Origin of the sequence: Phytobacter palmae (assembly GCF_039409775.1) — a bacterium.
GTDB classification, from domain to species: domain Bacteria; phylum Pseudomonadota; class Gammaproteobacteria; order Enterobacterales; family Enterobacteriaceae; genus Phytobacter; species Phytobacter palmae.
Map to the genome: position 1 here is coordinate 195,171 of NZ_JBCIVJ010000008.1, position 23,245 is coordinate 218,415.

Consider the following 23,245-nt stretch of genomic DNA (forward strand, 5'->3'; position numbering starts at 1 on the left):
GCGCATGACATTTTCTAAATCATTTCCGGAAGGATTTTTGTGGGGTGGCGCGACGGCGGCAAATCAGCTTGAAGGAGCGTGGAACGTCGACGGCAAAGGGCTGTCCGTATCCGATGTGTATACATTTGACATCAATACACCCAAAGAGCGCTGGCTTGATCAGTGGCTGGGAATGACCCATGCCCAGGTGCGTGAAGCGCAGGATCCGAACAGCACCAAATATTACCCGAAACGCAAAGGCAATGGTTTTTACCATCACTTCAAAGAGGACATCGCCCTCTTCGCCGGGATGGGCTTTAAGTGCTTCCGCATGTCGATTGCTTGGACGCGTATCTTCCCGCGTGGCGATGAAAGCGAGCCTAACGAAGCCGGGCTTAAGTTCTATGACGAGGTGTTTGATACCCTGCTCTCCCACGGTATCGAGCCGATTGTTTCCCTGTCCCATTATGAAATGCCGCTCGCGCTGGTGACCGATTACGGCGGCTGGCCGAACCGTCAGTTAGTGGATTTCTATGTGCGCTTCGCGACGACCTGCTTTAACCGCTATCGCAAAAAAGTGAAGTACTGGATGACTTTCAACGAGATTAACTGCGTGAAACACCACCCGTACGTCAGCGTCGGGGTGATTGAAGAGGATAACCCGCACCTTGAGCAGGATAAATACCAGGGCGCGCATCACCAGTTTGTGGCAAGCGCTCTGGCGACGAAAGCCTGCCATGCGATCATTCCCGACTCGAAAGTCGGCTGTATGATCAGCTACCAGATGCTCTACCCGCACACCTGTCACCCGGACGATTTACAGGCCTGCGAAGAGATGCAGCGCGTGTCGTTGTTCTTTAGCGATGTGCAGGCACACGGCTACTACCCGGCTTACACCGACCGCATGCTGGCAGAGAAAGGCGTCACACTGCAAAAAGTGGTGGGGGACGATGAGATCCTGCGTCAGCACCCGGTGGATTTCGTCTCATTTAGTTATTACATGTCCAGCACCGTCAGCGCCCACCCTGAAAACCTGGCAGGGGCTGAGGGTAACCTGATCACCGGCGGTGTTCTCAACCCGCATCTGCCCACCAGCCAGTGGGGCTGGCAGATTGATCCGAAAGGGCTGCGCCTGGCGCTGAATCAGCTCTATGACCGCTACCAGAAGCCGCTGTTTATTGCCGAGAACGGTCTTGGTGCGGTGGATACCGTTAATCCGGATGGCTCCATCCATGACGATTACCGCATTGAGTACCTGCGCCTGCATATCGAACAGATGCGCGAGGCGCTGGCCGATGGTGTGGATCTGTTTGGTTACACCTGGTGGGGGCCGATCGATGTGGTGAGCGCGGGCACAGCGCAAATTTCCAAACGCTACGGCTTCATCTATGTCGATCAGGACGACATGGGCAACGGCACGCAGAAGCGTTCCCTGAAAAAGAGTTACCACTGGTATAAAAAAGTGATCGCCTCCAATGGCGAAGATTTGGCGGATTAAGGAGTGGATATGTCTGTTTTCCCGAAAGATTTTTTATGGGGCGGCGCCATTGCCGCCAACCAGGCAGAAGGCGCATGGAATGTGGACGGCAAAGGCCCCTCCATTGCTGACGTGGTACGCGGCGGTATCGCCTCCGGCAAACACGACGCCGTTATCGACCCGCATAAATACTATGCCAGCCATGAAGCCATCGACTTTTATCACCATTACAAAGAAGATGTGGCGCTGTTCGCTGAGATGGGCTTCACCTGTTTTCGCACCTCTATCGCCTGGTCGCGCATCTTTCCGCGTGGCGATGAAACCATCCCTAACGAGGCCGGACTGAAATTCTATGACGACCTGTTTGATGAACTGTTGAAATACGGTATTCAGCCGGTGATTACCCTTTCCCACTACGAGACGCCGCTGGCGCTATATCAGGAATACGGCGGCTGGAAAAACCGCAAGCTGGTGGCCTTTTTCAGCCGCTACTGCGAGGTGGTGTTCACCCGTTATCGCGAGAAGGTCAAATACTGGATGACCTTCAATGAACTGAACAATATGAACCGTATGCCCTTTGCGACCGGCGCGGTTGACCCCAACTCCACTCCGCAGGAGCTTTACCAGGCAAACCATCACCAGTTTGTGGCCAACGCGTTGGCTAACAAGTTGTGTCACGAGATCATCCCGGAGGCGAAGATAGGTTGCATGCTGTCGCTGAGTACCGTTTACCCGGCCACCTGCAACCCGGAAGACATCTTCTCGACCATGCAACTGCGTCGCCGTTCTCTGTTCTACTCTGATGTGATGATGCTGGGGCAATATCCGGCCTGGACGCCACGGCTCTTCCGTGAACAGAATATCGAACTGGCAATAGAAGAGGGCGACCTGGAACTGATCGCTACCTACCCATCCGATTACCTCGGCTTTAGCTACTACCGCAGCGTACTACATCAGGCAGGCGGCGAGTTTCGCATCGACACCGGCGGTACCGTTGGCCAGGACAATCCCTTTCTCGAAAAAACCGCCTGGGGCTGGCCGATTGATGCCAAAGGTTTCCGTATCGTCTGCAATGAACTGGCGGACCGCTATCGTAAACCCCTGTTTGTCGTCGAAAATGGCTACGGAGGTGTGGATGAACCGGATGAAAATGGCGTAATTAATGATACCGCGCGTATTGATTATGGCCGCCAGCATATCCGCGAAATGGCGGAAGCGGTGGCCGATGGCTGCGACATCATGGGTTACACATGGTGGGGGCCGATTGATATCGTCAGCGCGGGTACCGGCGAGATGAAAAAACGCTACGGCTTTATCTATGTCGATAAGGATAATGACGGCAACGGTACGCTCAAACGCAGCAAAAAACGCAGCTTTGACTGGTATAAACAGGTTATCGCCAGCAATGGCGAAACGCTGTAAGGTAATGACGGAGCGGGAAATTTCCCGCTCCACCACCGTTACCATGACAGACAAGGCTACATGATGAACACATGGAATTTGGTCGACCCTGAATTACGTCCGGCACTGGCAGATAGCCGCCCCCTCTCCCTGACACAAGATGCTCTCGCCACCCTTCGCCAACAGCGCCAGCAGGCAGCGCTGGCTAACGTGCAGACTTTTCGGGAGACCGGGTTATCGGTGGAAGAACACCTTATCTCCTCACCTGCACACCCTGCCGTCAGAGTCTGTGTTATTGCCCCCGCAGCGCCTGGGCACAAGCGCATGGGCATTTTGCATATTCACGGCGGCGGGCATCTGTTCGGTAGCCCTGAGCAGTCGCTGTCGCTTACCGGTGCCACCGCGATGCAACACGACTGTGTGATTGTCTCTGTCGATTATCGTCTGGCGCCCGAAACGGTCTTTCCGGGCTCGCTGGAGGATTGTTATACCGCACTGGTGTGGATGACCGAACAGGCTAGTGCGCTTGGTATTCATCCTGACCATATTGGGCTAATGGGCGACAGCGCAGGGGCAGGACTCGCGGCCTCACTGGCGTTGCTGGCCCGCGATCGCAATGGCCCATCTATTGCCTTTCAGAACCTGATGTTCCCGATGCTCGACGATCGGACGGTGACGGAAGAAAACCCCAACCCGGTCACCGGCGAGTTCGTCTGGACGCGTGAATATAACCGCTTTGGCTGGACATCCCTTCTGGGCTGCGAGCCGGGTTCGGAGGGTGTGTCGGTTTATGCCGCGCCGGGACGGGCTACGGATCTGACTCATTTGCCCCCAACCTGGCTTGGCGTGGGCACGCTGGATCTGTTTCTTGATGAGAATCTTCGCTTCGCGCAAGGGTTGATTCGCGCGGGTGTGGCGGTAGAGATGAATGTATGGCCTGGGGCGTATCACGGATTTAATTCCGACCCGCAGGCGCGGGTAGCGCAACGGGCGCGGGAACAGCGCCAGGCGTGGATTGCGCAGTTCAGACCAACGCAGGGATAACCCTTCTCTTCACGCCCCTCTGGAGTGAGCTAAGACCCTGAAACAACAAGCCCTGCCAGTTGGCAGGGCTTGTTAGTCGCATCAGGCGTCAGGCGCTCGCCGCGGGTTTACGCGGGCGACGGCGGCGCGGTTTCTCACCCGCCGGTTTGCTTCCTTCCTGCGCACGTGGCGCTTTCGGCGCACCACCATCGTTACGGCGAGGCTGCTGTTGTCCGCGACCACCGCCACCACCCTGACCACGGCCACCACGGCCCTGGCTCTGACGACCATTCACAATCGGCTCGGCCTTGATAGACGGATCTGGATTGTAACCCGGCAGGGCAATACGGGGGATCTCTTTTTTCAGCAGGCGCTCGATGTCACGCAGCAATTTATGTTCATCAACGCACACCAGCGACAGCGCTTCACCGGTTGCCGCAGCGCGACCAGTACGACCAATGCGGTGTACATAATCTTCCGGCACGTTCGGCAGCTCGTAGTTCACGACGTGTGGCAGCTCTTCGATATCCAGACCACGGGCAGCAATGTCGGTTGCGACCAGTACGCGGATATCGCCCGATTTAAAGTCTGCCAGCGCACGGGTACGCGCACCCTGGCTTTTGTTACCGTGGATAGCCGCGCTGCGAATACCGTCTTTATTCAGTTGTTCCGCCAGATGGTTTGCACCATGTTTGGTGCGGGTGAAGACCAGCACCTGCTGCCAGTTACCTTCACCAATCATCTGGGAGAGGAGTTCGCGCTTACGTTTCTTATCGACCATATGAACGTGCTGCGTCACCTGCTCAGAGGCGGTATTGCGGCGCGCCACTTCGATTTCCAGTGGGTTGCGCAGCAGCTTTTCGGCCAGGCTTTTGATGTCATCCGAGAAGGTCGCGGAAAAGAGCAGATTCTGACGACGCGCAGGCAATTTAGCCAATACGCGGCGAATATCGTGGATAAAGCCCATGTCCAGCATGCGGTCAGCTTCATCCAGTACCAGAATCTCAACGTTGTCCAGTTTAACGGCGTTCTGATGTTCCAGATCCAGCAGACGACCCGGTGTAGCGACGAGAATATCGACACCACTACGCAGCTTCATCATTTGCGGATTAATGCTCACACCGCCAAAAACCACCAGCGAGCGCAGGTTCAGATATTTACTGTAATCGCGTACGTTTTCGCCGATTTGCGCGGCAAGTTCGCGAGTTGGCGTCAGGATCAGCGCTCGCACCGGGCGACGGCCTTTAGCGTGCGGCTCTTTTTGCACCAGACGTTGCAGCAGCGGCAGGGTAAAGCCCGCGGTTTTGCCGGTACCGGTCTGGGCGCTCGCCATCAGGTCGCGGCCTTCCAGCACGGCAGGGATCGCCTGTTGCTGAATAGGGGTTGGCTCACGGTAGCCCTGCTCATCAACAGCACGCAGAATTTCCGGGTTCAGGCCAAGGGAATCAAAAGACATAACAACTCCGCACCGCCCCGACCATAACAGGTGTAGTTTTCGAGGAGATAATAATATGACGGATGACAAAAACCACAATGTCATGAAGGGGCGGAGTGTAACAGCTTTTGTGACATAGCGCATAAAATATCGCTCTGCTAATCATTGGAGAAATATTTCTCCGATCCTCCTGACCCGGATGGCACGTGGCCTGGGCAACGGCAGGTTATTTTTACCGCTAAAAAGGTGATATTCCCCCACTGGACACGGCGAAAAAATCACCATAAAGTTAATCAATCGATTGATTAATTTTATTCCGCCTATGAATATGAACTCGACTACCAGCAAAGGTGAACAGGCCAGAAACCAGTTGATTGCCGCCGCTCTTGCGCAGTTTGGCGAATACGGATTGCATGCCACCACACGCGATATCGCTGCGCTGGCCGGGCAGAATATTGCCGCAATCCCTTACTACTTCGGTTCAAAAGAGGATCTGTATCTCGCCTGCGCCCAGTGGATCGCCGATTTTATCGGCGCAAATTTTCGTCCCCACGCCGAAGCTGCCGAACGGCTGTTTACCCACGCTGAACCCGATAAAGAGGCGATACGAGACCTGATTCATCAGGCCTGCAAAAACATGATTGTGCTGCTCACCCACGACGACACACTTAATCTGAGTAAATTTATTTCGCGCGAACAGCTCTCCCCTACCCGCGCCTACCAGTTAGTACATGACCAGGTGATCGCCCCGTTGCACAGTCATCTTACCCGGCTGATTGCGGCTTACACCGGCAGAGAAGCCAATGATACGCAAACCATTTTGCATACCCATGCGCTGATCGGCGAGATCCTCGCCTTCCGCCTGGGACGCGAAACTATTTTGCTGCGCACCGGATGGGCGCAATTCGACGATGAGAAAGCCGACCTGATTTGCCAGGTCATCACGTGCCATATCGATCTTATCCTGCAGGGATTAACAAGGAGTTCCGGGTTATGAAAAAGCCTGTCGTCATCGTGTTGATTGTCGTTATCGTACTCGCCGCGCTTGGCGGGGGCTGGATGTGGTATCAAAGCCGACAGACCGCAGCCCTCACGCTGTACGGGAATGTCGATATTCGCACCGTGAACCTCAGTTTCCGGGTCGGGGGACGACTCGCCTCGCTGGCGGTTGATGAAGGGGATGCGATTACCGCCGGGCAGCCGCTTGGCGAAATTGACAAAGCCCCTTATGAGAACGCCCTTTTACAGGCGAAGGCAAACGTCTCGACGGCGAAGGCAAAATACGATCTGGTCACAGCAGGTTATCGCGATGAAGAGATTTCCCAGGCGGCAGCGGCGGTGAACCAGGCGCAGGCGGCCTACGATTACGCGCAAAATTTTTATCAGCGACAGCAGGGGCTGTGGAAAAGCCGGACTATTTCCGCTAATGACCTGGAAAATGCGCGATCATCACGCGATCAGGCGCAAGCTACGCTCAAATCAGCGCAGGATAAACTGAGCCAGTACCGCACCGGTAATCGCCCACAGGAGATAGCCCAGGCAAAAGCCAGCCTCGAACAGGCGCAGGCACAACTGGCGCAATCACAGCTGGATTTGCAGGATACGCAACTGGTCTCGCCTTCGAACGGTACGCTGCTGACCCGCGCCGTGGAACCAGGGAGCATGTTAAATGCCGGCAGCACTGTTCTGACGCTCTCCCTGACCCGCCCGGTTTGGGTTCGCGCCTACATCAGCGAAACCAATTTGCATCAGGCCCGCCCTGGCCAGACCGTGTTGCTCTACGTTGATGGTCGTCCCAATAAGCCTTATCACGGCAAAATTGGCTTTGTCTCCCCGACGGCTGAATTTACCCCGAAAACGGTGGAAACGCCGGATTTGCGTACCGATTTGGTTTACCGGCTGCGCATTATCGTCACCGACGCCGATGACGACCTGCGCCAGGGGATGCCGGTTACCGTACGCTTCGACAATGGAGCACGGAATGAGTGAGGCAACGATCCGTCTCAACGGCCTGGTCAAGCGCTTCGCCGGGATGGATAAACCCGCCGTCGCCCGCCTGGACTGCACCGTGAAAGCCGGGTATGTCACGGGGCTGGTGGGGCCGGATGGCGCCGGGAAAACCACCCTGATGCGTATGCTCGCCGGTCTGATGAAACCCGATGAAGGCAGCGCGGAGGTTATTGGCCTTGATCCCATCGCCAACAACAGTGAGTTGCATGCATCGCTTGGTTATATGCCGCAAAAATTTGGCCTGTATGAAGATCTCACGGTGCTGGAAAACCTCAATCTGTACGCCGATCTGCGCAGCGTCACCGGAGATCTGCGCAAAGAGACCTTTACCCGACTGCTGGAATTCACCGCCCTCGCCCCCTTTACCGGGCGTCTGGCGGGTAAACTGTCCGGTGGCATGAAGCAGAAATTGGGGCTTGCCTGCACTCTGGTGGGCCAGCCTAAAGTGCTGTTGCTGGACGAACCGGGCGTCGGCGTGGACCCGATATCACGCCGCGAACTATGGCAGATGGTGCATACTCTCGCCGGAGACGGCATGTTGATCTTATGGAGCACCTCTTATCTGGACGAGGCGGAACAGTGCCGCGATGTGCTGCTGATGAACGAAGGGGAACTGCTTTACCAGGGAGAACCGCGCGCGCTGACGCAAACCATGGCCGGACGCAGCTTTCTCGCCAGCAGTCCACAGGAAAATAACCGTCAGTTGTTGCAACGTTTGCTGAAACTGCCGCAGGTCAGCGATGGGATGATTCAGGGGCGGTCTGTGCGGGTGATTCTGGCAAAGGAATCGAGCGTGGATGCTCTGCGTAGCGCATCGTCACTGACCCGGTTAGATATTGACGAGACCGCGCCACGCTTTGAAGACGCCTTTATCGACCTTCTGGGCGGTGCCGCTTTCACCCAGTCGCCACTGGGGGCTATTCTGCATACGGTGGACGGTAAACCTGATGAGACGGTGATCGAAGCCCGGCAACTGACGAAAAAATTCGGCGATTTCGCTGCCACCGATCATGTCAACTTTGCCGTGAAGCGCGGCGAAATTTTCGGCCTGCTCGGGCCAAATGGTGCGGGTAAGTCCACCACCTTTAAGATGATGTGCGGATTACTGGTTCCCACCTCTGGTAAAGCACTCGTGCTGAATATGGATTTGAAAACCAGCTCCGGCCAGGCGCGCCAGCATCTGGGTTATATGGCGCAAAAATTCTCCCTTTACGGCAACCTCACGGTGGCGCAAAACCTGCGTTTTTTCTCCGGCGTCTATGGCCTGCGTGGACGGGCGCAACAGGATAAGATCACACGGATGGTGGACGCCTTTGGCCTTAAAGCGATTGCCAATCAGGCGACTGACTCCCTGCCGCTGGGCTTTAAACAGCGCCTGGCGCTGGCCTGCGCACTCATGCATGAACCGGACATTCTGTTTCTTGATGAGCCGACATCCGGCGTCGACCCGCTGACCCGCCGCGAGTTCTGGCTGCACATCAACAGCATGGTGGAGAAAGGAGTGACGGTAATGGTCACCACCCACTTTATGGACGAAGCCGAATATTGCGACCGCATCGGGCTGGTCTATCGCGGTAAGCTTATCGCCAGCGGCACGCCGGATGCCCTGAAAGCACAGACTGCTGATGCAGAGCACACCGACCCGACCATGGAGCATGCGTTTATCACGCTAATTCATAACTGGGATAAGGAGCATCACGATGCATAGTCCTCTCTCCCTGCGCCGCGTACGCGCGCTCTGCGTCAAAGAGACGCGCCAGATTGTGCGCGATCCCAGTAGCTGGCTGATTGCCGTGGTGATCCCGTTATTGCTGCTGTTTATTTTTGGCTACGGCATTAACCTCGATTCCAGCAAGCTGCGCGTGGGCATTTTACTGGAACAGCACAGCGAAGAGGCGCTGGACTTCGCCCATACCATGACCGGTTCTCCCTGGTTTGAGGCGACAGTCAGTGATAATCGTCAGCAACTTATTCAGATGATGCAGGCCGGACGCATTCGCGGGCTGGTGGTCATCCCGGTGAATTTTGCCGGGCAGATGGCGCGCCCTGGTGAGGTTGCCCCGCTACAGGTGATCACCGATGGCAGCGAACCCAATACCGCCAACTTCGTTCAGGGCTATGTGCAGGGGATCTGGCAGATCTGGCAACAACAGCGGGCAGAAGATCGGGGCGAGAGCTTCGACGCGCTGATAGACGTACAGATGCGCTACTGGTTTAACCCGGCGGCTATCAGCCAGCATTTTATTATTCCCGGCGCGGTCACCATCATCATGACGGTGATCGGTGCGATCCTCACCTCGCTGGTGGTGGCTCGCGAATGGGAGCGCGGCACCATGGAGGCGCTGCTCTCTACCGAAGTTACCCGTACAGAGCTCCTGCTCTGCAAGCTTATCCCCTATTACTTCCTTGGCATGCTGGCAATGCTGCTGTGCATGTTAGTGTCAGTATTTATTCTCGGGGTGCCATATCGTGGTTCGCTGGTGATTCTGTTTTTTATCACCAGCCTGTTCCTGCTCAGCACCCTGGGGATGGGGCTACTGATTTCGACCATTACGCGCAATCAGTTCAATGCCGCGCAGGTGGCGCTTAACGCCGCCTTTTTGCCGTCGATCATGTTATCCGGGTTTATCTTCCAGATTGACAGTATGCCTGCGGTGATTAGGGCGGTGACCTACATTATTCCGGCGCGCTACTTCGTCAGTACTCTGCAAAGCCTGTTTCTGGCGGGCAATATTCCGGTGGTACTGGTCATCAACGTGCTGTTTCTGCTGGCTTCGGCAACCATGTTTATCGGCCTTACGTGGATGAAAACCAAACGGCGGCTGGATTAAGGAGGCACCATGTTTCATCGCTTATGGACACTGATTCGCAAAGAGTTGCAGTCGCTGCTGCGTGAACCGCAGACCCGTGCCATTTTGATCCTGCCGGTTGTCATCCAGGTACTGTTGTTCCCGTTTGCCGCGACGCTTGAGGTCACTAACGCCACCATCGCCGTCTACAACGAAGATAATGGCAAACATGCGGTGGAGCTGACGCAACGCTTTGCCAGGGCTAAAGCCTTCACCCATGTGCTGATGCTAAAAAGCCCTCAGGAGATTCGCCCGATAATCGACGAGCAAAAAGCGCTGCTGCTGGTGCGTTTTCCGGCTGACTTTTCCCGCAAGCTGGATACCTTCACCCAGGCGCCGCTACAGCTGGTTCTCGACGGTCGAAACTCTAACAGCGCCCAGATTGCTGCCAGGTACCTGCAAGAGATTGTTAAAGAGTATCAGCAGGAGCTGATGCAGGGAAAAACGAAGCCGAACAATAGCGAACTGGTGATCCGCAACTGGTACAACCCAAACCTGGACTATAAGTGGTTCGTCGTGCCATCGCTTATCGCCATGATCACCACCATTGGCGTGATGATCGTCACTTCACTGTCGGTTGCCCGGGAGCGTGAACAGGGTACGCTGGATCAATTGCTGGTCTCACCGCTGGCGACCTGGCAGATTTTTGTTGGTAAAGCGATACCTGCGCTGGTGGTCGCCACCTTCCAGGCCACTATCGTGCTGCTTGCCGGGATCCTCGCCTATAAAATTCCCTTTGCCGGATCGCTACTGCTCTTCTATTTCACGATGCTTATCTACGGATTGTCGCTGGTAGGCTTCGGCCTGCTGATCTCGTCCCTGTGCTCGACGCAACAGCAGGCGTTTATTGGGGTGTTTGTCTTTATGATGCCCGCAATATTGCTTTCGGGGTATGTATCGCCTGTCGAGAATATGCCGATCTGGCTGCAGGATCTGACATGGATTAACCCCATCCGTCACTTTACGGACATCACCAAGCAGATCTATCTAAAGGATGCGAGCTTCGCGATTATCTGGCAAAGCGTGTGGCCGCTACTGGTGATAACGGTCACAACGGGTTCAGTGGCATATGCGATGTTCCGGCGTAAGGTAATGTAACCTTACGCCCTTCATACCTTAATGCGCTTTGAAGGATTTGGGCTGGATGCGTTTTTCTTTTGCCAGCAGGGATACGACGGCGGGACCGGCGAGGATAACCAGCCCGACCAGGGCCAGCAACAGGTTGTTTTGCATCACGCGTGACAGTAGCCACAGCACGATCATTGCGACACCGAAATACCAGGTGGTTGTCAGCTCTTCCAGGACATCGCCAATACCGCGCCAGCGCTCTTCATGGTGACGCTGCAAAAACAGCATCAGCAGCACCGTAACGCCATAAAGGACGCACAGCCCCAGACCGACCCGCACCAGCGCGCCGCTCATCCAGGCTGTTACTAACACCGCCACAATCAGCATATGCAACATAATCTGCCAGCAACTCAGACCGGTTGCGACACGAACACGTTGTTGCCACTTCATGGCATCTCTCCTGACGAATTTTTCTCTTAACAAAGAGTACTGATATTTACAGAAAATTCTGTAACCCCGCATCTTTTTGTGACAGAGACTACAATTTATTTTCATCAGGATAGTGAGGCTGGCAGGAGAATTATGACCCAACAAACTCGTCAATTTTCATTGAAAGTACTCACCATTAATACCCATAAAGGCTTTACTGCCTTCAATCGGCGTTTCATTTTACCGGAACTTCGCGATGCAGTGCGCACCGTCAGCGCCGATATAGTTTGCCTGCAAGAAGTGATGGGCGCGCATGAGGTTCATCCACTGCATGTGGAGAACTGGCCGGATACCACCCACTACGAATTTCTTGCTGACGCGATGTGGAGCGACTACGCCTATGGGCGCAATGCTGTCTATCCGGAAGGCCATCACGGTAACGCCGTGCTTTCTCGTTTTCCTATCGAACACTATGAGAACCGTGACGTGTCCGTTGGCGGCAGTGAAAAACGCGGACTGCTCTATTGTCGTATTGTGCCGCCTGACATTGATCGGCCTGTGCATGTGATCTGTGTGCACCTGGGTTTGCGCGAAGCCCATCGTCAGGCACAGCTCACCATGCTGGCGGAGTGGGTAAATTCGCTGCCGGACAACGAACCGGTGGTGGTAGCCGGCGATTTTAACGACTGGCGGCAGCGGGCGAACCATCCGTTAAAAGTGCAGGCCGGACTGGAAGAGATCTTTACCCGCGCCCATGGCCGCCCTGCCCGCACTTTTCCGGTCAGCCTGCCGCTGTTACGTCTGGACCGTATCTATGTGAAAAATGCCAGTGTCAGTTCGCCCACAGCGCTGCCGCTGCGCAACTGGCGCCATTTATCCGACCATGCCCCTTTAAGTGCGGAGATCCACTTATGAAATGCACATGGAAAGAGGGTAATCGCATCCAGCTTCTCGAAAATGGCGAAAACTTTTATCCGGCGGTCTATGCCGCCATTGAGCAGGCACAGCAGAAAGTTATCCTCGAAACCTTTATCTGGTTTGAAGATGAGGTGGGTCGTGAGCTGCATGCGGTTTTACTCAAAGCCGCCGGTCGCGGCGTAAATATCGAAGTGTTGCTCGACGGCTATGGTTCGCCGGATCTCAGTGATGAGTTCGTCAATGCGCTGACCTCTGCGGGCGTTGTCTTCCGCTACTATGATCCCCGTCCACGGCTGTTTGGTATGCGAACCAACGTCTTTCGCCGCATGCACCGTAAAATCGTGGTCATCGATAACACGGTGGCATTTGTCGGCGGCATTAATTTTTCCGCTGAACATGTCACCAGCTACGGCCCCGAAGCCAAACAGGACTATGCTGTGCGGGTTGAGGGCCCGGTGGTGGCCGATATTTTGCAGTTCGAAGTGGAAAATCTGCCTGAAAACGCGCCGGTCAGACGCTGGTGGCAACGACGTCGCCATCAGGCAGAGGATAACCGCACGCCCGGTGAAGCCCAGGCGCTATTCGTCTGGCGCGATAACGATGATCACCGTGATGATATTGAACGCCATTACCTGAAAATGCTTGCCAATGCGAAGCGCGAAGTGATTATCGCCAATGCCTACTTCTTTCCCGGCTATCGCCTGCTGCATGCAATGAAAAACGCCGCTCGTCGGGGTGTACGAGTGAAGCTTATCGTACAAGGCGAGCCGGATATGCCGATCGTCAAAGTCGGTGCCGAGCTGCTCTATAACTATCTCCTGAAAGGCGGGGTACAGGTCTACGAATATCGCCGTCGTCCGCTGCATGGCAAAGTGGCGTTGATGGATGATCACTGGGCAACCGTCGGCTCGAGCAACCTGGACCCATTAAGCTTGTCGCTGAATCTGGAGGCCAACCTGATCATTCACGATCGTGAATTCAACCAGACGCTGCGCGACAACCTCAACGCGATTATCAGCAAAGATTGCCTGCGCGTAGACGAGTCGATGGCGCCGAAACGTACCTGGTGGAACCTCGCCAAGAGTGTGGTGGTGTTCCACTTCTTGCGCCATTTCCCTGCACTTGTTGGCTGGCTGCCCGCACATACGCCAAGGCTGGCCCAGGTGAAGCCCCCAGTCCAGCCGGAAATAGAGACTCAGGATCGCATCGCTTCTGAAAATTCGGGGGGAAAATCCTGATGGCGAAATCACATCCACGCTGGCGGCTGGCAAAAAAAGTTCTTACCTGGCTCTTTTTTATTGCAGTAGCGGTCCTGTTAGTGCTGTATGCGCAAAAGGTCAACTGGGATGATGTATGGAAGGTGATACACGACTATAACCGCCTGGTGCTGATGGGGGCTGCCGCGCTGGTCGTGGTCAGTTATCTGATCTATGGCTGCTATGACCTGCTGGGTCGCGCCTATTGCGGGCACAAACTGGCTAAACGCCAGGTGATGCTGGTGTCGTTTATCTGCTATGCCTTCAATCTGACGCTCAGCACCTGGGTGGGCGGGATCGGCATGCGTTATCGGCTTTACTCCCGCCTCGGGTTACCCAGCAGTACCATCACACGGATTTTCTCGCTCAGTATCACGACCAACTGGCTGGGTTATATTTTACTCGGCGGCATCATCTTCACGTTCGGCGTGGTGGACATCCCGGCGCACTGGTACATTTCCGATACGACATTGCGCATTATTGGCGTGGTGCTGTTGCTTTTTATCGCTTTCTATCTGTGGGCCTGTGGTTTTGCGAAACGTCGCCATTTCACGATTCGTGGGCAGAAGTTAGTGATCCCATCGTGGAAATTCGCCCTTGCCCAGATGGCTATTTCCAGCGCCAACTGGATAGCCATGGGGGTGATTATCTGGCTGCTGATGGGGCATCAGAGCAATTTCTTCTTCGTACTGGGCGTGTTACTGGTCAGCAGTATCGCCGGGGTGATTGTCCATATCCCGGCGGGAATTGGCGTACTGGAAGCCGTATTTCTGGCGCTGCTGGCCGGAGAGCATACGTCACAAGGCATTATTATCGCGGCCCTGCTGGCCTACCGCGTACTGTATTATTTTATCCCGCTTCTGCTGGCACTGATTGCCTATCTGATACTGGAAAGCCGGGCGAAGAAATTGCGAGCCAGGAATGAGAAGGCGATGGCAAAGGCTGATTAACGGGAGCGTATACCATCAATGACGCAGGTTACCAGACGTAGCAGTTCATACACCAGGTTCGCAATATTCAGCCAGACCCGCAATGCGCCATGGATGGCGCAGGCCTGTACCGTGGTAAATTCCTTCATGTAGAGTTCGCGGGCGGATATCTGGATCCGCGAACTACTACCCGCCGCCGTTAATCCGAACAGCAATACCATCACCACACAGCCAGCCCATTCCGGCGGACCATTGTGCAGCACGATATTGACCAGCGCTGTCACGCTAAGCCCCACCAGCAACATCAACAAATAGTAGCCACCACCGCTGATATTGCTGTCTGCGTAATGGGCGATAACCGCGCTGACAACGAACATCGCGCCAGTGACGCCAAGCGCTAAGGCTGTTCCCGCCAGCGAAAAGAGAGTGGCGAAAAGTAGCCCGGTCAGCAGGTTCATCAAAATGAGCCAGAACAGCGCTACCGGCGTACTAAAGCGCGCAAACAGGCAGTGAAGAATAAGGCCACTGATAAATAAGGCAATCATCAATACCACAATGGCCGGGCCGGGAATAAACCACTCCCGTACAACGGGAAGACGCAGCGCAAGCCAGGCGACACCGATACCCAGCACCATGCCCGCCGCCAGCCACAGGCAGACATTGACGAGGAGTTCTGTGGGTTTAATTTGCGCAGGCGAAAGCCAGCCAAAAGGTTTCATCTCTTCTCCCTGAGGTGAATAAGCAGAATCCGGGCCAGTGGATCCTTAGCCCGGACAGGGCCGCGCCGCATCCGGGATAAGAATTAACGACGGTTACCGAAAATACGCAGCAACATCAGGAACAGGTTGATAAAGTCGAGATAGAGCGTTAACGCCCCTAAAATCGAATATTTCCGCAGGTGCGCTTTATCATTCACATCAAGCTGTGTACCGATGTTTTTCAACTTTTGCGTGTCATAGGCGGTCAGGCCGACAAAAATAACCACTCCGATATAGGTTACCGCCCACATCAGCGTTTCACTTTTCAGCCAGAAGTTAACCAGGGAGGCCAGAATGATACCGATTAGCCCCATAAACAGCATGCTGCCAAGACCGCTCAGGTCGCGTTTGGTGGTATAGCCGTAAAGGCTCATCGAGCCGAACATCCCGGCGGTCACGACAAAAGTCGCCGCGATAGACTCGGCGGTGTAGGCATACAGAATGCCCGAGAGCGTCAGCCCGGTCAGGGCGGAATAGAGCATAAATAGCGTGGTCGCCATGGCCGCGCTGAGTTTGTGTATCAATCCGGAGAGCACAAAAACCAGCGCCAGTTGCGCGATGATCAGCCCAAAGAAGACCATCCGGCTGGAGTAGATAGCCATTAATACGGCTTCATTAAATACCGTATACCAGGCGATAAACGCCGTCAGCAACAGCCCACAGGTCATCCAGCCATAGACCTGCGCCATATAAATTTGCAAACCGGCGCGGGCAGGTGAAACGATAGAATCGGAACGCTGGAATCTGTCCATAATGACTCCTGAAAAAGTGGATACCCAGCTTCAAGATTAACACAATCCCGACTAAGCGTTACCAGCGTTGCGCCGCCTGTTTATCGTTATCGCGCGCCTCTACCCAGCGTTCACCCTGCGCCGTGGCTTCACGCTTCCAGAACGGCGCACGCGTCTTGAGGTAATCCATAATAAACTGCCCTGCTTCAAAGGCGCTGCTACGGTGTGCGCTGGTCACGCCGACAAAGACAATTTCATCGCCGGGCCAGAGTTCGCCCACACGATGAATCACCGTGACGTTACCCAGCGGCCAGCGCTCTCGCGCTTCGTCAACAATCCCCGCCAGCGTCTTTTCCGTCATTCCCGGATAGTGTTCAAGCGTCAGAGCACTGACATTATCGCCAAGGTTATGATTACGCACTTTGCCGGTAAAGGTCACCACCGCGCCATCTTCATCTCGCTCGCTAAGCCGTTGATACTCTTCGCCAACGCTAAACGGCGCATGGTCAACCACGATACGTGTCTGTGCCATCTTAGCCCCCGGTCACTGGCGGGAAAAAGGCCACTTCGTCGCCGTCGGCGAGGGGATTTTCAAGACTCACCAGCGTCTGGTTTACCGCCGCCAGCAGTTTGCCCTTTTCGAGCGCCAGCGCCCAACGATCGTTACGCGCGGCAAGATGCTGACGCACCGCTTCCACAGACGGAAACGTCTCATTGAGCGTTAATCGGTCACACCCGGTCAATTCACGCACTTGCGCGAAAAAAAGTACATTAATCATCTTTTTCTATCCTGAAATCGCCGGACTTACCGCCGCTTTTCGCCAGCAGGCGTACCGGGCCAATGATCATATCCTTCTGCACGGCTTTGCACATATCGTAAATTGTCAGTGCCGCCACCGACGCCGCCGTCAGCGCTTCCATTTCCACCCCGGTTTTCCCGCTCAGGCGGCAGAGCGATTCGATGCGAACCCGGTTATGCTCAGGCTGTGCCTGTAATTGCACTTCCACTTTGCTGAGCAACAGCGGGTGACACAGTGGGATTAAATCCCAGGTGCGTTTTGCCGCCTGAATGCCCGCAATACGCGCCGTGGCAAAGACATCACCTTTGTGATGGCTGCCGTCAATAATCATCGCCAGCGTTTGCGGTTGCATGGTCACGAACGCTTCGGCGCGGGCTTCCCGCACGGTTTCGGCTTTGGCAGAGACATCCACCATATGCGCTTCGCCATCGGCGTTAATATGGGTGAGTTGTGACATAAACTAGGGCTTAATGTGGGAGTGAAAATTACACGGGCGCGTGCGCGCATCAAGCTGCGGCGCAATGATATTGTCCCATGCGGTACGACAGGCTTTAGTGGAACCGGGCATCGCGAAAATCAGCGTCTTATTGGCGATCCCGGCTACTGCGCGTGATTGCAGCGTGGAGGTGCCAATTTCTTCGAAAGAGAGCATGCGGAACACCTCGCCGAACCCTTCCACTTCACGGTCAAATAGCGGCAATAAGGCTTCCGGCGCCTGATCGCCATCGGTAAAACCGGTGCCACCGTTAATCAGCACCACCTGGACGTCATCGCTGGCAATCCACACAGAGACCTGCGCGCGAATGGCATAGCGGTTCTCTTTGACAATGGCTTTCGCCACCACTTTATGTCCCGCCTCCAGCGCTGAGTCGCGCAGGAAATGCCCGGAAGTGTCATCCTCTTCGCCGCGACGGCTGGAAACAGTAAGAATCGCGATACGGGTAGGGATAAATTCAGTACTAACCTGACTCATTTCTTTTCTCCTTGCGGCCGTTATCCGCCAATGTAAGACAGATTTTGCGTAATGCCGGTGTTGCCCTGATGCAGAAAATGGGTCTGTTTTTTGTGCGCAAGGGACGCGGCAATGCGCGCTTCCAGCGCGGCCTGCTGATTGTCATCCTGTAGCAGATCGCGCAGATCTACCCCTCCGTCGCCAAACAGGCATAAATGCAGTTTTCCGACAGAAGAGACCCGTAGCCGATTACAACTGGCGCAAAAGTCTTTTTCATAGGGCATGATGAGACCAATCTCGCCGGCATAATCCGGATGGCAGAAAACCTGTGCAGGACCGTCACTGCGGCTGCGCAGCTTCTGTATCCAGCCGCGTTTAAGCAGTTCGCCGCGCAGCACATCGCCGGAGATATGGTGTTTTCGAAAGAGATCGCTGCCTTCACCGGTTTCCATGAGTTCAATAAAACGCAGTTGAATGGGGCGAGGTTTGATCCAGGAAAGAAAGGTGTCGAGCTGGTGATGATTGACGTCGCGCATCAGCACAGTATTGACTTTGACCTTCTCAAAGCCCGCGGCAAAAGCAGCATCGATACCGTCCATCACCTGCTTGAACTTATCCTGACCGGTAATCGCAAAAAATTGCCGCGCATCGAGGCTGTCGACGCTGACATTGATAGCCGTCAGTCCGGCATCACGCCAGTGCGCCACGTCCCGGGCCAGACGGTAACCATTAGTAGTGACCGCAAGCTGGCGGATAGCGTGGTTTTCTCGCACGGCGGCGATAATGTCGGTAAAGTCGCGACGCAGTGAAGGTTCACCACCGGTCAGACGAACTTTTTCGGTGCCCATAGCAGAAAACGCACGCGTAACGCGACGAATTTCCTCAAGGCTGAGAAAACCTTTATTGGTGACGCCCCCCGGCTTGTAGCCGTTGGGCAGGCAGTAAGTGCAACGGAAGTTGCATACGTCAGTGATCGACAAACGCAAGTAAAAGAACTTACGCGCGAACGGGTCAGTCAGTTGTGTGGCCATGTACACCTTTCCAAATACGGGAGATGCAGTCATTTCTTCCTGCACCCTGGTGGCTGATACCGGTGGTATCGCCACGGCCAAAGGACCCTATCGTCAGACTTAGGTACAGAGGCTAGAGTGTATGTTGTGCGTAACGAGATAAATTCGTTATGGCGATAGTAGCGCGAAGCGTTTTGTTTCGCCAACATCATTAACGCTGTATAAACTTTTATATAGCGACATGATCGTGCATTTTCATTACAGAGTACGTGAAAATCCCTTTTTTGCTTTGATATACGTCATTTTCCACCCTGCACAGCATCGTCATTAGGTGGTATTTAGGTTAACGTAGCGCGGTAATCATTTATAAGGAAGGTTTATGCGTAATCGCACTCTTGCGGATCTGGATCGCGTCGTTGCGCTTGGCGGTGGGCACGGTCTGGGCCGCGTGATGTCGGCTTTATCATCATTAGGCTCGCGGCTCACCGGCATTGTGACGACCACGGATAACGGCGGTTCCACCGGGCGAATTCGCCGCTCTGAGGGAGGGATTGCCTGGGGCGATATGCGCAACTGTTTAAATCAGCTTATTACTGAACCCAGCGTCGCTTCGGCGATGTTTGAGTATCGTTTCAGCGGTAATGGCGAACTTTCCGGCCATAACCTCGGAAATTTGATGTTAAAGGCGCTAGACCACCTTAGCGTGCGCCCTCTGGAGGCGATAAATCTTATTCGTAATCTGCTAAAAGTGGATGCTTTTCTTATCCCGATGTCTGAGCAGCCGGTTGATTTAATGGCAACAGACAACGAAGGCCATATGGTCTATGGCGAAGTGAATATCGACCTGCTGGAATCTCCGGTACAGGAACTGATGCTGTTCCCTAAAGTACACGCCACGCGGGAGGCCGTTCAGGCGATTGCCGAAGCGGATCTGATTTTAATTGGCCCGGGGAGTTTTTATACCAGCCTGTTGCCGTTACTGCTGCTGGAAGATCTTTCTCAGGCATTGCGCCGTACCCCCGCGCCAGTGGTCTATATCGGTAACCTCGGCAGAGAGCTGAGTGTGGCCGCAGCCAACCTGACGCTTAAGGATAAGCTGACAATCATGGAGCAGTATGTCGGTAAACCGATCATTGATGCCGTTATTGTTGGGCCAAAAGTGGATGTCTCTGCTGTCTCTGACCGGGTAGTTATTCAGGGGGTGCTGGAAGCCAGCGATATCCCTTACCGCCATGACAGACATTTGCTGCGTGAAGCGCTGGAAAAAGCGGTTCAGGCCCTGGGTTAATAGCGCTGCGAGTACGATTTGTGCTCGCGCCGTCACGTTTCCTTAATTTCTTAAGGTTGTCTTAAAGATTCTTGTTCAGAATAGTGATCCTGTCTTTGTCAGGATCGTTGTCATGCCTACTTTTCGTCTTTCCCGGCCGACCTTAAGCCGCCTGAGCTTTCTGATTTTATTTGCGCTCTATATCGCACTGATATTAAACATCGCATTTTATCGCCAGGCATTTAATTTATTGCCAGTGGACTCTTTGCATAACGCGCTGGTATTTGCCTCAATGCCTGTCGTGGCTTTCAGCGTTATCAATATTGTCTTAACCCTGGCCTCGTTTTTACGCCTGGACCGTCTGACGATCAGCCTCTTTGTTCTGGTCAGCGCGGCAGCGCAATATTTCATCATGAGCTTTGGCATTATTATCGACCGCTCAATGGTGACCAATATTCTGGATACCACGCCGGCTGAAAGTTTCGCCCTGCTATCACCTCGTATGATTGTGGTGCTGCTGTTTTCAGGCGTGTTAATGGTGCTTATCGCCTGGTGGATTAAAATCAAAGCGCCGGTCTCGACCTGGCGCAGTATTATCAGTCGCCTCGTTAGCATTGCGGTTTCTGCATTACTGATCGTTTTCGTTGCGCTGTTATTCTATAAAGATTACGCCTCACTATTTCGTAATAATAAAGAACTGGTTAAATCGCTCAGTCCATCAAACAGCATCACCGCAGGCTTATCCTGGTATAGCCATCATCGCATGGATAATTTACCGCTGGTGCGTATTGGCGAAGACGCACAACAAGGCGCGCAAATGCAAAATGGCCCGCGTAAAAACCTGACCATTTTGATCGTCGGCGAAACCTCGCGTGCCGCTAACTTTTCGCTGGGCGGTTATGCTCATGACACCAATCCGCGTTTAAAACAGGATAATGTGGTCTATTTCCCGAACACCACTTCTTGTGGTACGGCAACGGCCATTTCGGTGCCCTGTATGTTCTCCAACATGCCGCGCCAGAATTACGACGAAGAACTGGCCCATCATCAGGAAGGGCTGCTGGATATTATTCAGCGCGCAGGCATCCAGGTGTTGTGGAATGAAAACGACGGTGGCTGCAAAGGTGCCTGCGATCGGGTTCCTCATCAGGACGTGACTGCGCTGAATCTGCCAGGGTTATGTATTGACGGTGAATGCCAGGATGAAGCGTTATTTCATCAGCTCGAAGACTATATCAATAACCTGCAACATGACGGCGTCATTGTATTGCACACTATTGGTAGCCATGGGCCGACCTACTATAACCGCTACCCGGCGGCGTTTCGTAAATTTACCCCGACCTGCGATACCAGCCAAATTCAGACCTGTACGCAGGAACAACTGGTGAACACTTACGACAACACCATTTTGTATATTGATTATATTGTCGACAAAGCCATTAAATTACTGCAATCAAAACAGGATAAATTCACCACCAGCCTGGTCTATCTTTCTGACCATGGTGAATCGCTGGGTGAAGACGGGGTCTATTTACACGGTTTGCCTTATTCCATCGCCCCGGAAACACAAAAACATATCCCGATGCTTATTTGGCTGTCTGAGGATTATCAAAAGCGTTACGGCGTAGATAATCAGTGCCTGCAAAAAGAGGCACAGCAAAAGCACTTTTCGCAGGATAATCTCTTCTCGACCATGTTGGGTATGACAGGGGTCAGTACGAAGGAGTACCGTGCGCAAGATGATATTTTGACTGCCTGCCGTGGAGAGCCGAAATGAAAATTCTGGTCGTAGAAGACGATGCACTGTTATTACAGGGATTGATTCTGGCCATGCAAAGTGAAGGATACGCCTGCGATGGCGTATCCACCGCGCATGAAGCGGGCCTGAGTCTGGCAACCGGACACTACAGTCTGATGGTGCTTGATCTCGGCCTGCCGGATGAAGATGGCCTTCATTTCCTGGAGCGCGTCCGCCGCGAGAAGTTTACGCTGCCGGTATTGATTTTGACCGCCAGGGACACGCTCGCCGATCGTATTTCCGGGCTGGATACCGGCGCGGATGATTATCTGGTCAAGCCTTTTGCACTCGAAGAGCTTAACGCGCGTATTCGTGCCCTGCTGCGTCGCCACAATAATCAGGCGGACAGTGAATTAACGAATGGTAATTTGCGACTGAATTTGACCCGCCGTCAGGTATGGCTCAGCGAAGAGTTGCTGGAGCTTACGCCAAAAGAGTACGCGCTGCTGTCACGCCTGCTGATGAAAGTGGGCACGCCGGTGCACCGTGAAATCCTCTATAACGACATTTACAACTGGGATAACGAACCGGCCACTAATACGCTGGAAGTGCATATCCATAATCTGCGTGACAAAATCGGCAAATCGCGTATCCGCACCGTGCGCGGCTACGGGTATATGTTGATCCACGCCGATAAACAGGAATAAGCATGGCGATATTTCAGCTCAAGAACTGGTCGATGCGAAGCCGTTTGCTGCTCACCGTCGGAGCCATTCTGGTGGTTTGTCAACTGGTGAGCGTGTTCTGGCTATGGCATGAGAGCAAAGAGCAAGTCCAGCTCCTGGTGGAAAGCGCTATTCACAACCATAACAATCACAAACAGATCGAGCATGAAGTGCACGAAGCTGTCGCCAGTCTGCTGGTGCCGAGCCTGTTGATCATTGGCCTCGCCCTTCTGCTCTGTTTTAAGGCGTTGAAAACCATTACCCGCCCCCTGTCGGCATTACAGCGCGAGCTGGATGCGCGTACGCCGGGTAATCTTGAACCCATTGTGCTGGAAAATCCGGTACGTGAGGTGGAAGCCGTAGCCTCTGCAATCAATCAACTGGTTTCTCGTCTTACCGTTACCCTGGATCGCGAACGCCTGTTTACTGCCGACGTAGCTCATGAGTTACGCACGCCGCTGGCAGGTCTGCGCCTGCATCTGGAGTTAAT

General features: G+C 54.2%; 24 protein-coding genes and 1 riboswitch. Of the genes, 15 read left to right on the forward strand and 9 right to left on the reverse strand.

All coding sequences use genetic code 11. The annotated features are described in order from the left end of the window. The first annotated feature begins 4 nt into the window (after positions 1 to 4). The 3 genes from AAIG39_RS12300 to AAIG39_RS12310 all read left to right on the forward strand — a co-directional run bounded on the left by AAIG39_RS12300 (position 5) and on the right by AAIG39_RS12310 (position 3,901). Positions 5 to 1,477 (forward strand): glycoside hydrolase family 1 protein, encoded by a 1,473-nt coding sequence (locus AAIG39_RS12300; RefSeq protein WP_343193962.1) that lies wholly within the window; start codon positions 5 to 7, stop codon positions 1,475 to 1,477. Between the two features lie 9 nt (positions 1,478 to 1,486). Beyond that, complete coding sequence (locus tag AAIG39_RS12305; protein WP_090086914.1) at positions 1,487 to 2,878, forward strand: glycoside hydrolase family 1 protein; 1,392 nt, start codon at positions 1,487 to 1,489, stop codon at positions 2,876 to 2,878. Between the two features lie 63 nt (positions 2,879 to 2,941). Beyond that, positions 2,942 to 3,901, forward strand: coding sequence for an alpha/beta hydrolase (locus AAIG39_RS12310; protein ID WP_343193973.1), 960 nt, complete (start codon positions 2,942 to 2,944; stop codon positions 3,899 to 3,901). A gap of 88 nt (positions 3,902 to 3,989) precedes the next feature. Here AAIG39_RS12310 and rhlE read toward each other — a convergent pair whose 3' ends face one another. Continuing rightward, positions 3,990 to 5,336, reverse strand: a complete 1,347-nt coding sequence (gene rhlE, locus AAIG39_RS12315) for an ATP-dependent RNA helicase RhlE (protein WP_343193963.1) — start codon at positions 5,334 to 5,336, stop codon at positions 3,990 to 3,992. Between the two features lie 301 nt (positions 5,337 to 5,637). On the opposite strand from rhlE, the gene cecR reads away from it, so the two are divergent. Genes cecR through AAIG39_RS12340 form a run of 5 tightly spaced genes read left to right on the forward strand, consistent with a single transcriptional unit; the run spans position 5,638 to position 11,272 of the window. Next, positions 5,638 to 6,312 carry a transcriptional regulator CecR gene (gene cecR, locus AAIG39_RS12320; protein WP_090087150.1) on the forward strand — a complete coding sequence of 225 codons (675 nt, stop codon included), beginning with the start codon at positions 5,638 to 5,640 and terminating at the stop codon, positions 6,310 to 6,312. Beyond that, on the forward strand, positions 6,309 to 7,304 hold the full coding sequence (gene hlyD, locus AAIG39_RS12325) for a secretion protein HlyD (RefSeq protein ID WP_249568648.1): 996 nt from the start codon (positions 6,309 to 6,311) through the stop codon (positions 7,302 to 7,304). Before cecR ends, hlyD begins: the two co-directional genes overlap by 4 nt. Continuing rightward, positions 7,297 to 9,033, forward strand: coding sequence for an ATP-binding cassette domain-containing protein (locus tag AAIG39_RS12330; RefSeq protein ID WP_090086906.1), 1,737 nt, complete (start codon positions 7,297 to 7,299; stop codon positions 9,031 to 9,033). Before hlyD ends, AAIG39_RS12330 begins: the two co-directional genes overlap by 8 nt. Beyond that, positions 9,026 to 10,156 (forward strand): ABC transporter permease, encoded by a 1,131-nt coding sequence (locus tag AAIG39_RS12335; protein ID WP_090086904.1) that lies wholly within the window; start codon positions 9,026 to 9,028, stop codon positions 10,154 to 10,156. The genes AAIG39_RS12330 and AAIG39_RS12335 overlap by 8 nt, the downstream gene beginning before the upstream one ends. Before the next feature lie 9 nt (positions 10,157 to 10,165). Continuing rightward, positions 10,166 to 11,272 carry an ABC transporter permease gene (locus AAIG39_RS12340; RefSeq protein ID WP_090086902.1) on the forward strand — a complete coding sequence of 369 codons (1,107 nt, stop codon included), beginning with the start codon at positions 10,166 to 10,168 and terminating at the stop codon, positions 11,270 to 11,272. A gap of 18 nt (positions 11,273 to 11,290) precedes the next feature. Here AAIG39_RS12340 and AAIG39_RS12345 read toward each other — a convergent pair whose 3' ends face one another. Next, positions 11,291 to 11,692, reverse strand: coding sequence for a YbhQ family protein (locus tag AAIG39_RS12345; protein WP_090086900.1), 402 nt, complete (start codon positions 11,690 to 11,692; stop codon positions 11,291 to 11,293). Between the two features lie 132 nt (positions 11,693 to 11,824). On the opposite strand from AAIG39_RS12345, the gene AAIG39_RS12350 reads away from it, so the two are divergent. Genes AAIG39_RS12350 through AAIG39_RS12360 form a run of 3 tightly spaced genes read left to right on the forward strand, consistent with a single transcriptional unit; the run spans position 11,825 to position 14,795 of the window. Continuing rightward, on the forward strand, positions 11,825 to 12,586 hold the full coding sequence (locus AAIG39_RS12350; protein WP_090086899.1) for an endonuclease/exonuclease/phosphatase family protein: 762 nt from the start codon (positions 11,825 to 11,827) through the stop codon (positions 12,584 to 12,586). Next, positions 12,583 to 13,827 (forward strand): cardiolipin synthase ClsB, encoded by a 1,245-nt coding sequence (gene clsB / locus AAIG39_RS12355; RefSeq protein WP_090086897.1) that lies wholly within the window; start codon positions 12,583 to 12,585, stop codon positions 13,825 to 13,827. The genes AAIG39_RS12350 and clsB overlap by 4 nt, the downstream gene beginning before the upstream one ends. Beyond that, the gene (locus AAIG39_RS12360; RefSeq protein WP_343193964.1) at positions 13,827 to 14,795 is read left to right on the forward strand and encodes a lysylphosphatidylglycerol synthase domain-containing protein; all 969 of its coding nucleotides are present in this window, start codon (positions 13,827 to 13,829) and stop codon (positions 14,793 to 14,795) included. The genes clsB and AAIG39_RS12360 overlap by 1 nt, the downstream gene beginning before the upstream one ends. On the opposite strand, the gene AAIG39_RS12365 is transcribed toward AAIG39_RS12360, so the two are convergent. The 7 genes from AAIG39_RS12365 to moaA all read right to left on the reverse strand — a co-directional run bounded on the left by AAIG39_RS12365 (position 14,792) and on the right by moaA (position 19,046). Continuing rightward, entirely contained in the window at positions 14,792 to 15,493 is a 702-nt protein-coding gene (locus AAIG39_RS12365) for a Bax inhibitor-1/YccA family protein (RefSeq protein WP_343193965.1), read from the reverse strand. The two genes, AAIG39_RS12360 and AAIG39_RS12365, sit on opposite strands and share 4 nt — an antisense overlap. An 83-nt stretch (positions 15,494 to 15,576) precedes the next feature. After that, the gene (locus AAIG39_RS12370) at positions 15,577 to 16,284 is read right to left on the reverse strand and encodes a Bax inhibitor-1/YccA family protein (RefSeq protein ID WP_090086890.1); all 708 of its coding nucleotides are present in this window, start codon (positions 16,282 to 16,284) and stop codon (positions 15,577 to 15,579) included. Between the two features lie 58 nt (positions 16,285 to 16,342). Beyond that, entirely contained in the window at positions 16,343 to 16,795 is a 453-nt protein-coding gene (gene moaE, locus AAIG39_RS12375) for a molybdopterin synthase catalytic subunit MoaE (protein ID WP_343193966.1), read from the reverse strand. Between the two features lies 1 nt (position 16,796). Next, on the reverse strand, positions 16,797 to 17,042 hold the full coding sequence (gene moaD / locus AAIG39_RS12380; protein WP_090086886.1) for a molybdopterin synthase sulfur carrier subunit: 246 nt from the start codon (positions 17,040 to 17,042) through the stop codon (positions 16,797 to 16,799). Then, positions 17,035 to 17,520 (reverse strand): cyclic pyranopterin monophosphate synthase MoaC, encoded by a 486-nt coding sequence (gene moaC, locus AAIG39_RS12385; RefSeq protein WP_343193967.1) that lies wholly within the window; start codon positions 17,518 to 17,520, stop codon positions 17,035 to 17,037. Before moaC ends, moaD begins: the two co-directional genes overlap by 8 nt. Positions 17,521 to 17,523: 3 nt before the next feature. Further along, positions 17,524 to 18,036 carry a molybdenum cofactor biosynthesis protein B gene (gene moaB, locus AAIG39_RS12390; RefSeq protein ID WP_090086882.1) on the reverse strand — a complete coding sequence of 171 codons (513 nt, stop codon included), beginning with the start codon at positions 18,034 to 18,036 and terminating at the stop codon, positions 17,524 to 17,526. A gap of 20 nt (positions 18,037 to 18,056) precedes the next feature. Beyond that, positions 18,057 to 19,046, reverse strand: a complete 990-nt coding sequence (moaA, locus tag AAIG39_RS12395) for a GTP 3',8-cyclase MoaA (protein WP_249568655.1) — start codon at positions 19,044 to 19,046, stop codon at positions 18,057 to 18,059. Further along, a riboswitch (molybdenum cofactor riboswitch) is annotated at positions 19,034 to 19,178 on the reverse strand. Its footprint overlaps the gene before it by 13 nt. 226 nt (positions 19,179 to 19,404) lie before the next feature. On the opposite strand from moaA, the gene yvcK reads away from it, so the two are divergent. The 4 genes from yvcK to AAIG39_RS12415 all read left to right on the forward strand — a co-directional run. After that, positions 19,405 to 20,313, forward strand: coding sequence for a uridine diphosphate-N-acetylglucosamine-binding protein YvcK (yvcK, locus tag AAIG39_RS12400; RefSeq protein ID WP_079498591.1), 909 nt, complete (start codon positions 19,405 to 19,407; stop codon positions 20,311 to 20,313). Between the two features lie 112 nt (positions 20,314 to 20,425). Then, positions 20,426 to 22,069, forward strand: coding sequence for a phosphoethanolamine transferase EptA (gene eptA, locus AAIG39_RS12405; RefSeq protein ID WP_343193968.1), 1,644 nt, complete (start codon positions 20,426 to 20,428; stop codon positions 22,067 to 22,069). Next, a complete protein-coding gene (pmrA, locus tag AAIG39_RS12410; protein WP_047371194.1) occupies positions 22,066 to 22,737 on the forward strand; it encodes a two-component system response regulator PmrA in 672 nt (223 codons plus the stop codon). Before eptA ends, pmrA begins: the two co-directional genes overlap by 4 nt. A 2-nt stretch (positions 22,738 to 22,739) precedes the next feature. Further along, on the forward strand, positions 22,740 to 23,245 hold a 506-nt coding region (locus AAIG39_RS12415), incomplete at its 3' end, for a histidine kinase dimerization/phospho-acceptor domain-containing protein (RefSeq protein WP_343193969.1).

Excerpts from the sequence above, each read along its gene's own strand:
- hlyD (WP_249568648.1), top strand. The coding sequence starts at position 6,309 with ATGAAAAAGCCTGTCGTCATCGTGTTGATTGTCGTTATCGTACTCGCC.
- AAIG39_RS12370 (WP_090086890.1), bottom strand. The coding sequence starts at position 16,284 with ATGGACAGATTCCAGCGTTCCGATTCTATCGTTTCACCTGCCCGCGCC.
- yvcK (WP_079498591.1), top strand. The coding sequence starts at position 19,405 with ATGCGTAATCGCACTCTTGCGGATCTGGATCGCGTCGTTGCGCTTGGC.
- clsB (WP_090086897.1), top strand. The coding sequence starts at position 12,583 with ATGAAATGCACATGGAAAGAGGGTAATCGCATCCAGCTTCTCGAAAAT.
- AAIG39_RS12335 (WP_090086904.1), top strand. The coding sequence starts at position 9,026 with ATGCATAGTCCTCTCTCCCTGCGCCGCGTACGCGCGCTCTGCGTCAAA.
- moaE (WP_343193966.1), bottom strand. The coding sequence starts at position 16,795 with ATGGCACAGACACGTATCGTGGTTGACCATGCGCCGTTTAGCGTTGGC.
- rhlE (WP_343193963.1), bottom strand. The coding sequence starts at position 5,336 with ATGTCTTTTGATTCCCTTGGCCTGAACCCGGAAATTCTGCGTGCTGTT.
- moaD (WP_090086886.1), bottom strand. The coding sequence starts at position 17,042 with ATGATTAATGTACTTTTTTTCGCGCAAGTGCGTGAATTGACCGGGTGT.
- AAIG39_RS12340 (WP_090086902.1), top strand. The coding sequence starts at position 10,166 with ATGTTTCATCGCTTATGGACACTGATTCGCAAAGAGTTGCAGTCGCTG.
- AAIG39_RS12345 (WP_090086900.1), bottom strand. The coding sequence starts at position 11,692 with ATGAAGTGGCAACAACGTGTTCGTGTCGCAACCGGTCTGAGTTGCTGG.
- cecR (WP_090087150.1), top strand. The coding sequence starts at position 5,638 with ATGAATATGAACTCGACTACCAGCAAAGGTGAACAGGCCAGAAACCAG.
- AAIG39_RS12360 (WP_343193964.1), top strand. The coding sequence starts at position 13,827 with ATGGCGAAATCACATCCACGCTGGCGGCTGGCAAAAAAAGTTCTTACC.
- eptA (WP_343193968.1), top strand. The coding sequence starts at position 20,426 with ATGCCTACTTTTCGTCTTTCCCGGCCGACCTTAAGCCGCCTGAGCTTT.
- AAIG39_RS12305 (WP_090086914.1), top strand. The coding sequence starts at position 1,487 with ATGTCTGTTTTCCCGAAAGATTTTTTATGGGGCGGCGCCATTGCCGCC.
- moaC (WP_343193967.1), bottom strand. The coding sequence starts at position 17,520 with ATGTCACAACTCACCCATATTAACGCCGATGGCGAAGCGCATATGGTG.
- AAIG39_RS12350 (WP_090086899.1), top strand. The coding sequence starts at position 11,825 with ATGACCCAACAAACTCGTCAATTTTCATTGAAAGTACTCACCATTAAT.
- pmrA (WP_047371194.1), top strand. The coding sequence starts at position 22,066 with ATGAAAATTCTGGTCGTAGAAGACGATGCACTGTTATTACAGGGATTG.
- AAIG39_RS12300 (WP_343193962.1), top strand. The coding sequence starts at position 5 with ATGACATTTTCTAAATCATTTCCGGAAGGATTTTTGTGGGGTGGCGCG.
- AAIG39_RS12310 (WP_343193973.1), top strand. The coding sequence starts at position 2,942 with ATGAACACATGGAATTTGGTCGACCCTGAATTACGTCCGGCACTGGCA.
- moaA (WP_249568655.1), bottom strand. The coding sequence starts at position 19,046 with ATGGCCACACAACTGACTGACCCGTTCGCGCGTAAGTTCTTTTACTTG.
- AAIG39_RS12365 (WP_343193965.1), bottom strand. The coding sequence starts at position 15,493 with ATGAAACCTTTTGGCTGGCTTTCGCCTGCGCAAATTAAACCCACAGAA.
- AAIG39_RS12330 (WP_090086906.1), top strand. The coding sequence starts at position 7,297 with ATGAGTGAGGCAACGATCCGTCTCAACGGCCTGGTCAAGCGCTTCGCC.
- moaB (WP_090086882.1), bottom strand. The coding sequence starts at position 18,036 with ATGAGTCAGGTTAGTACTGAATTTATCCCTACCCGTATCGCGATTCTT.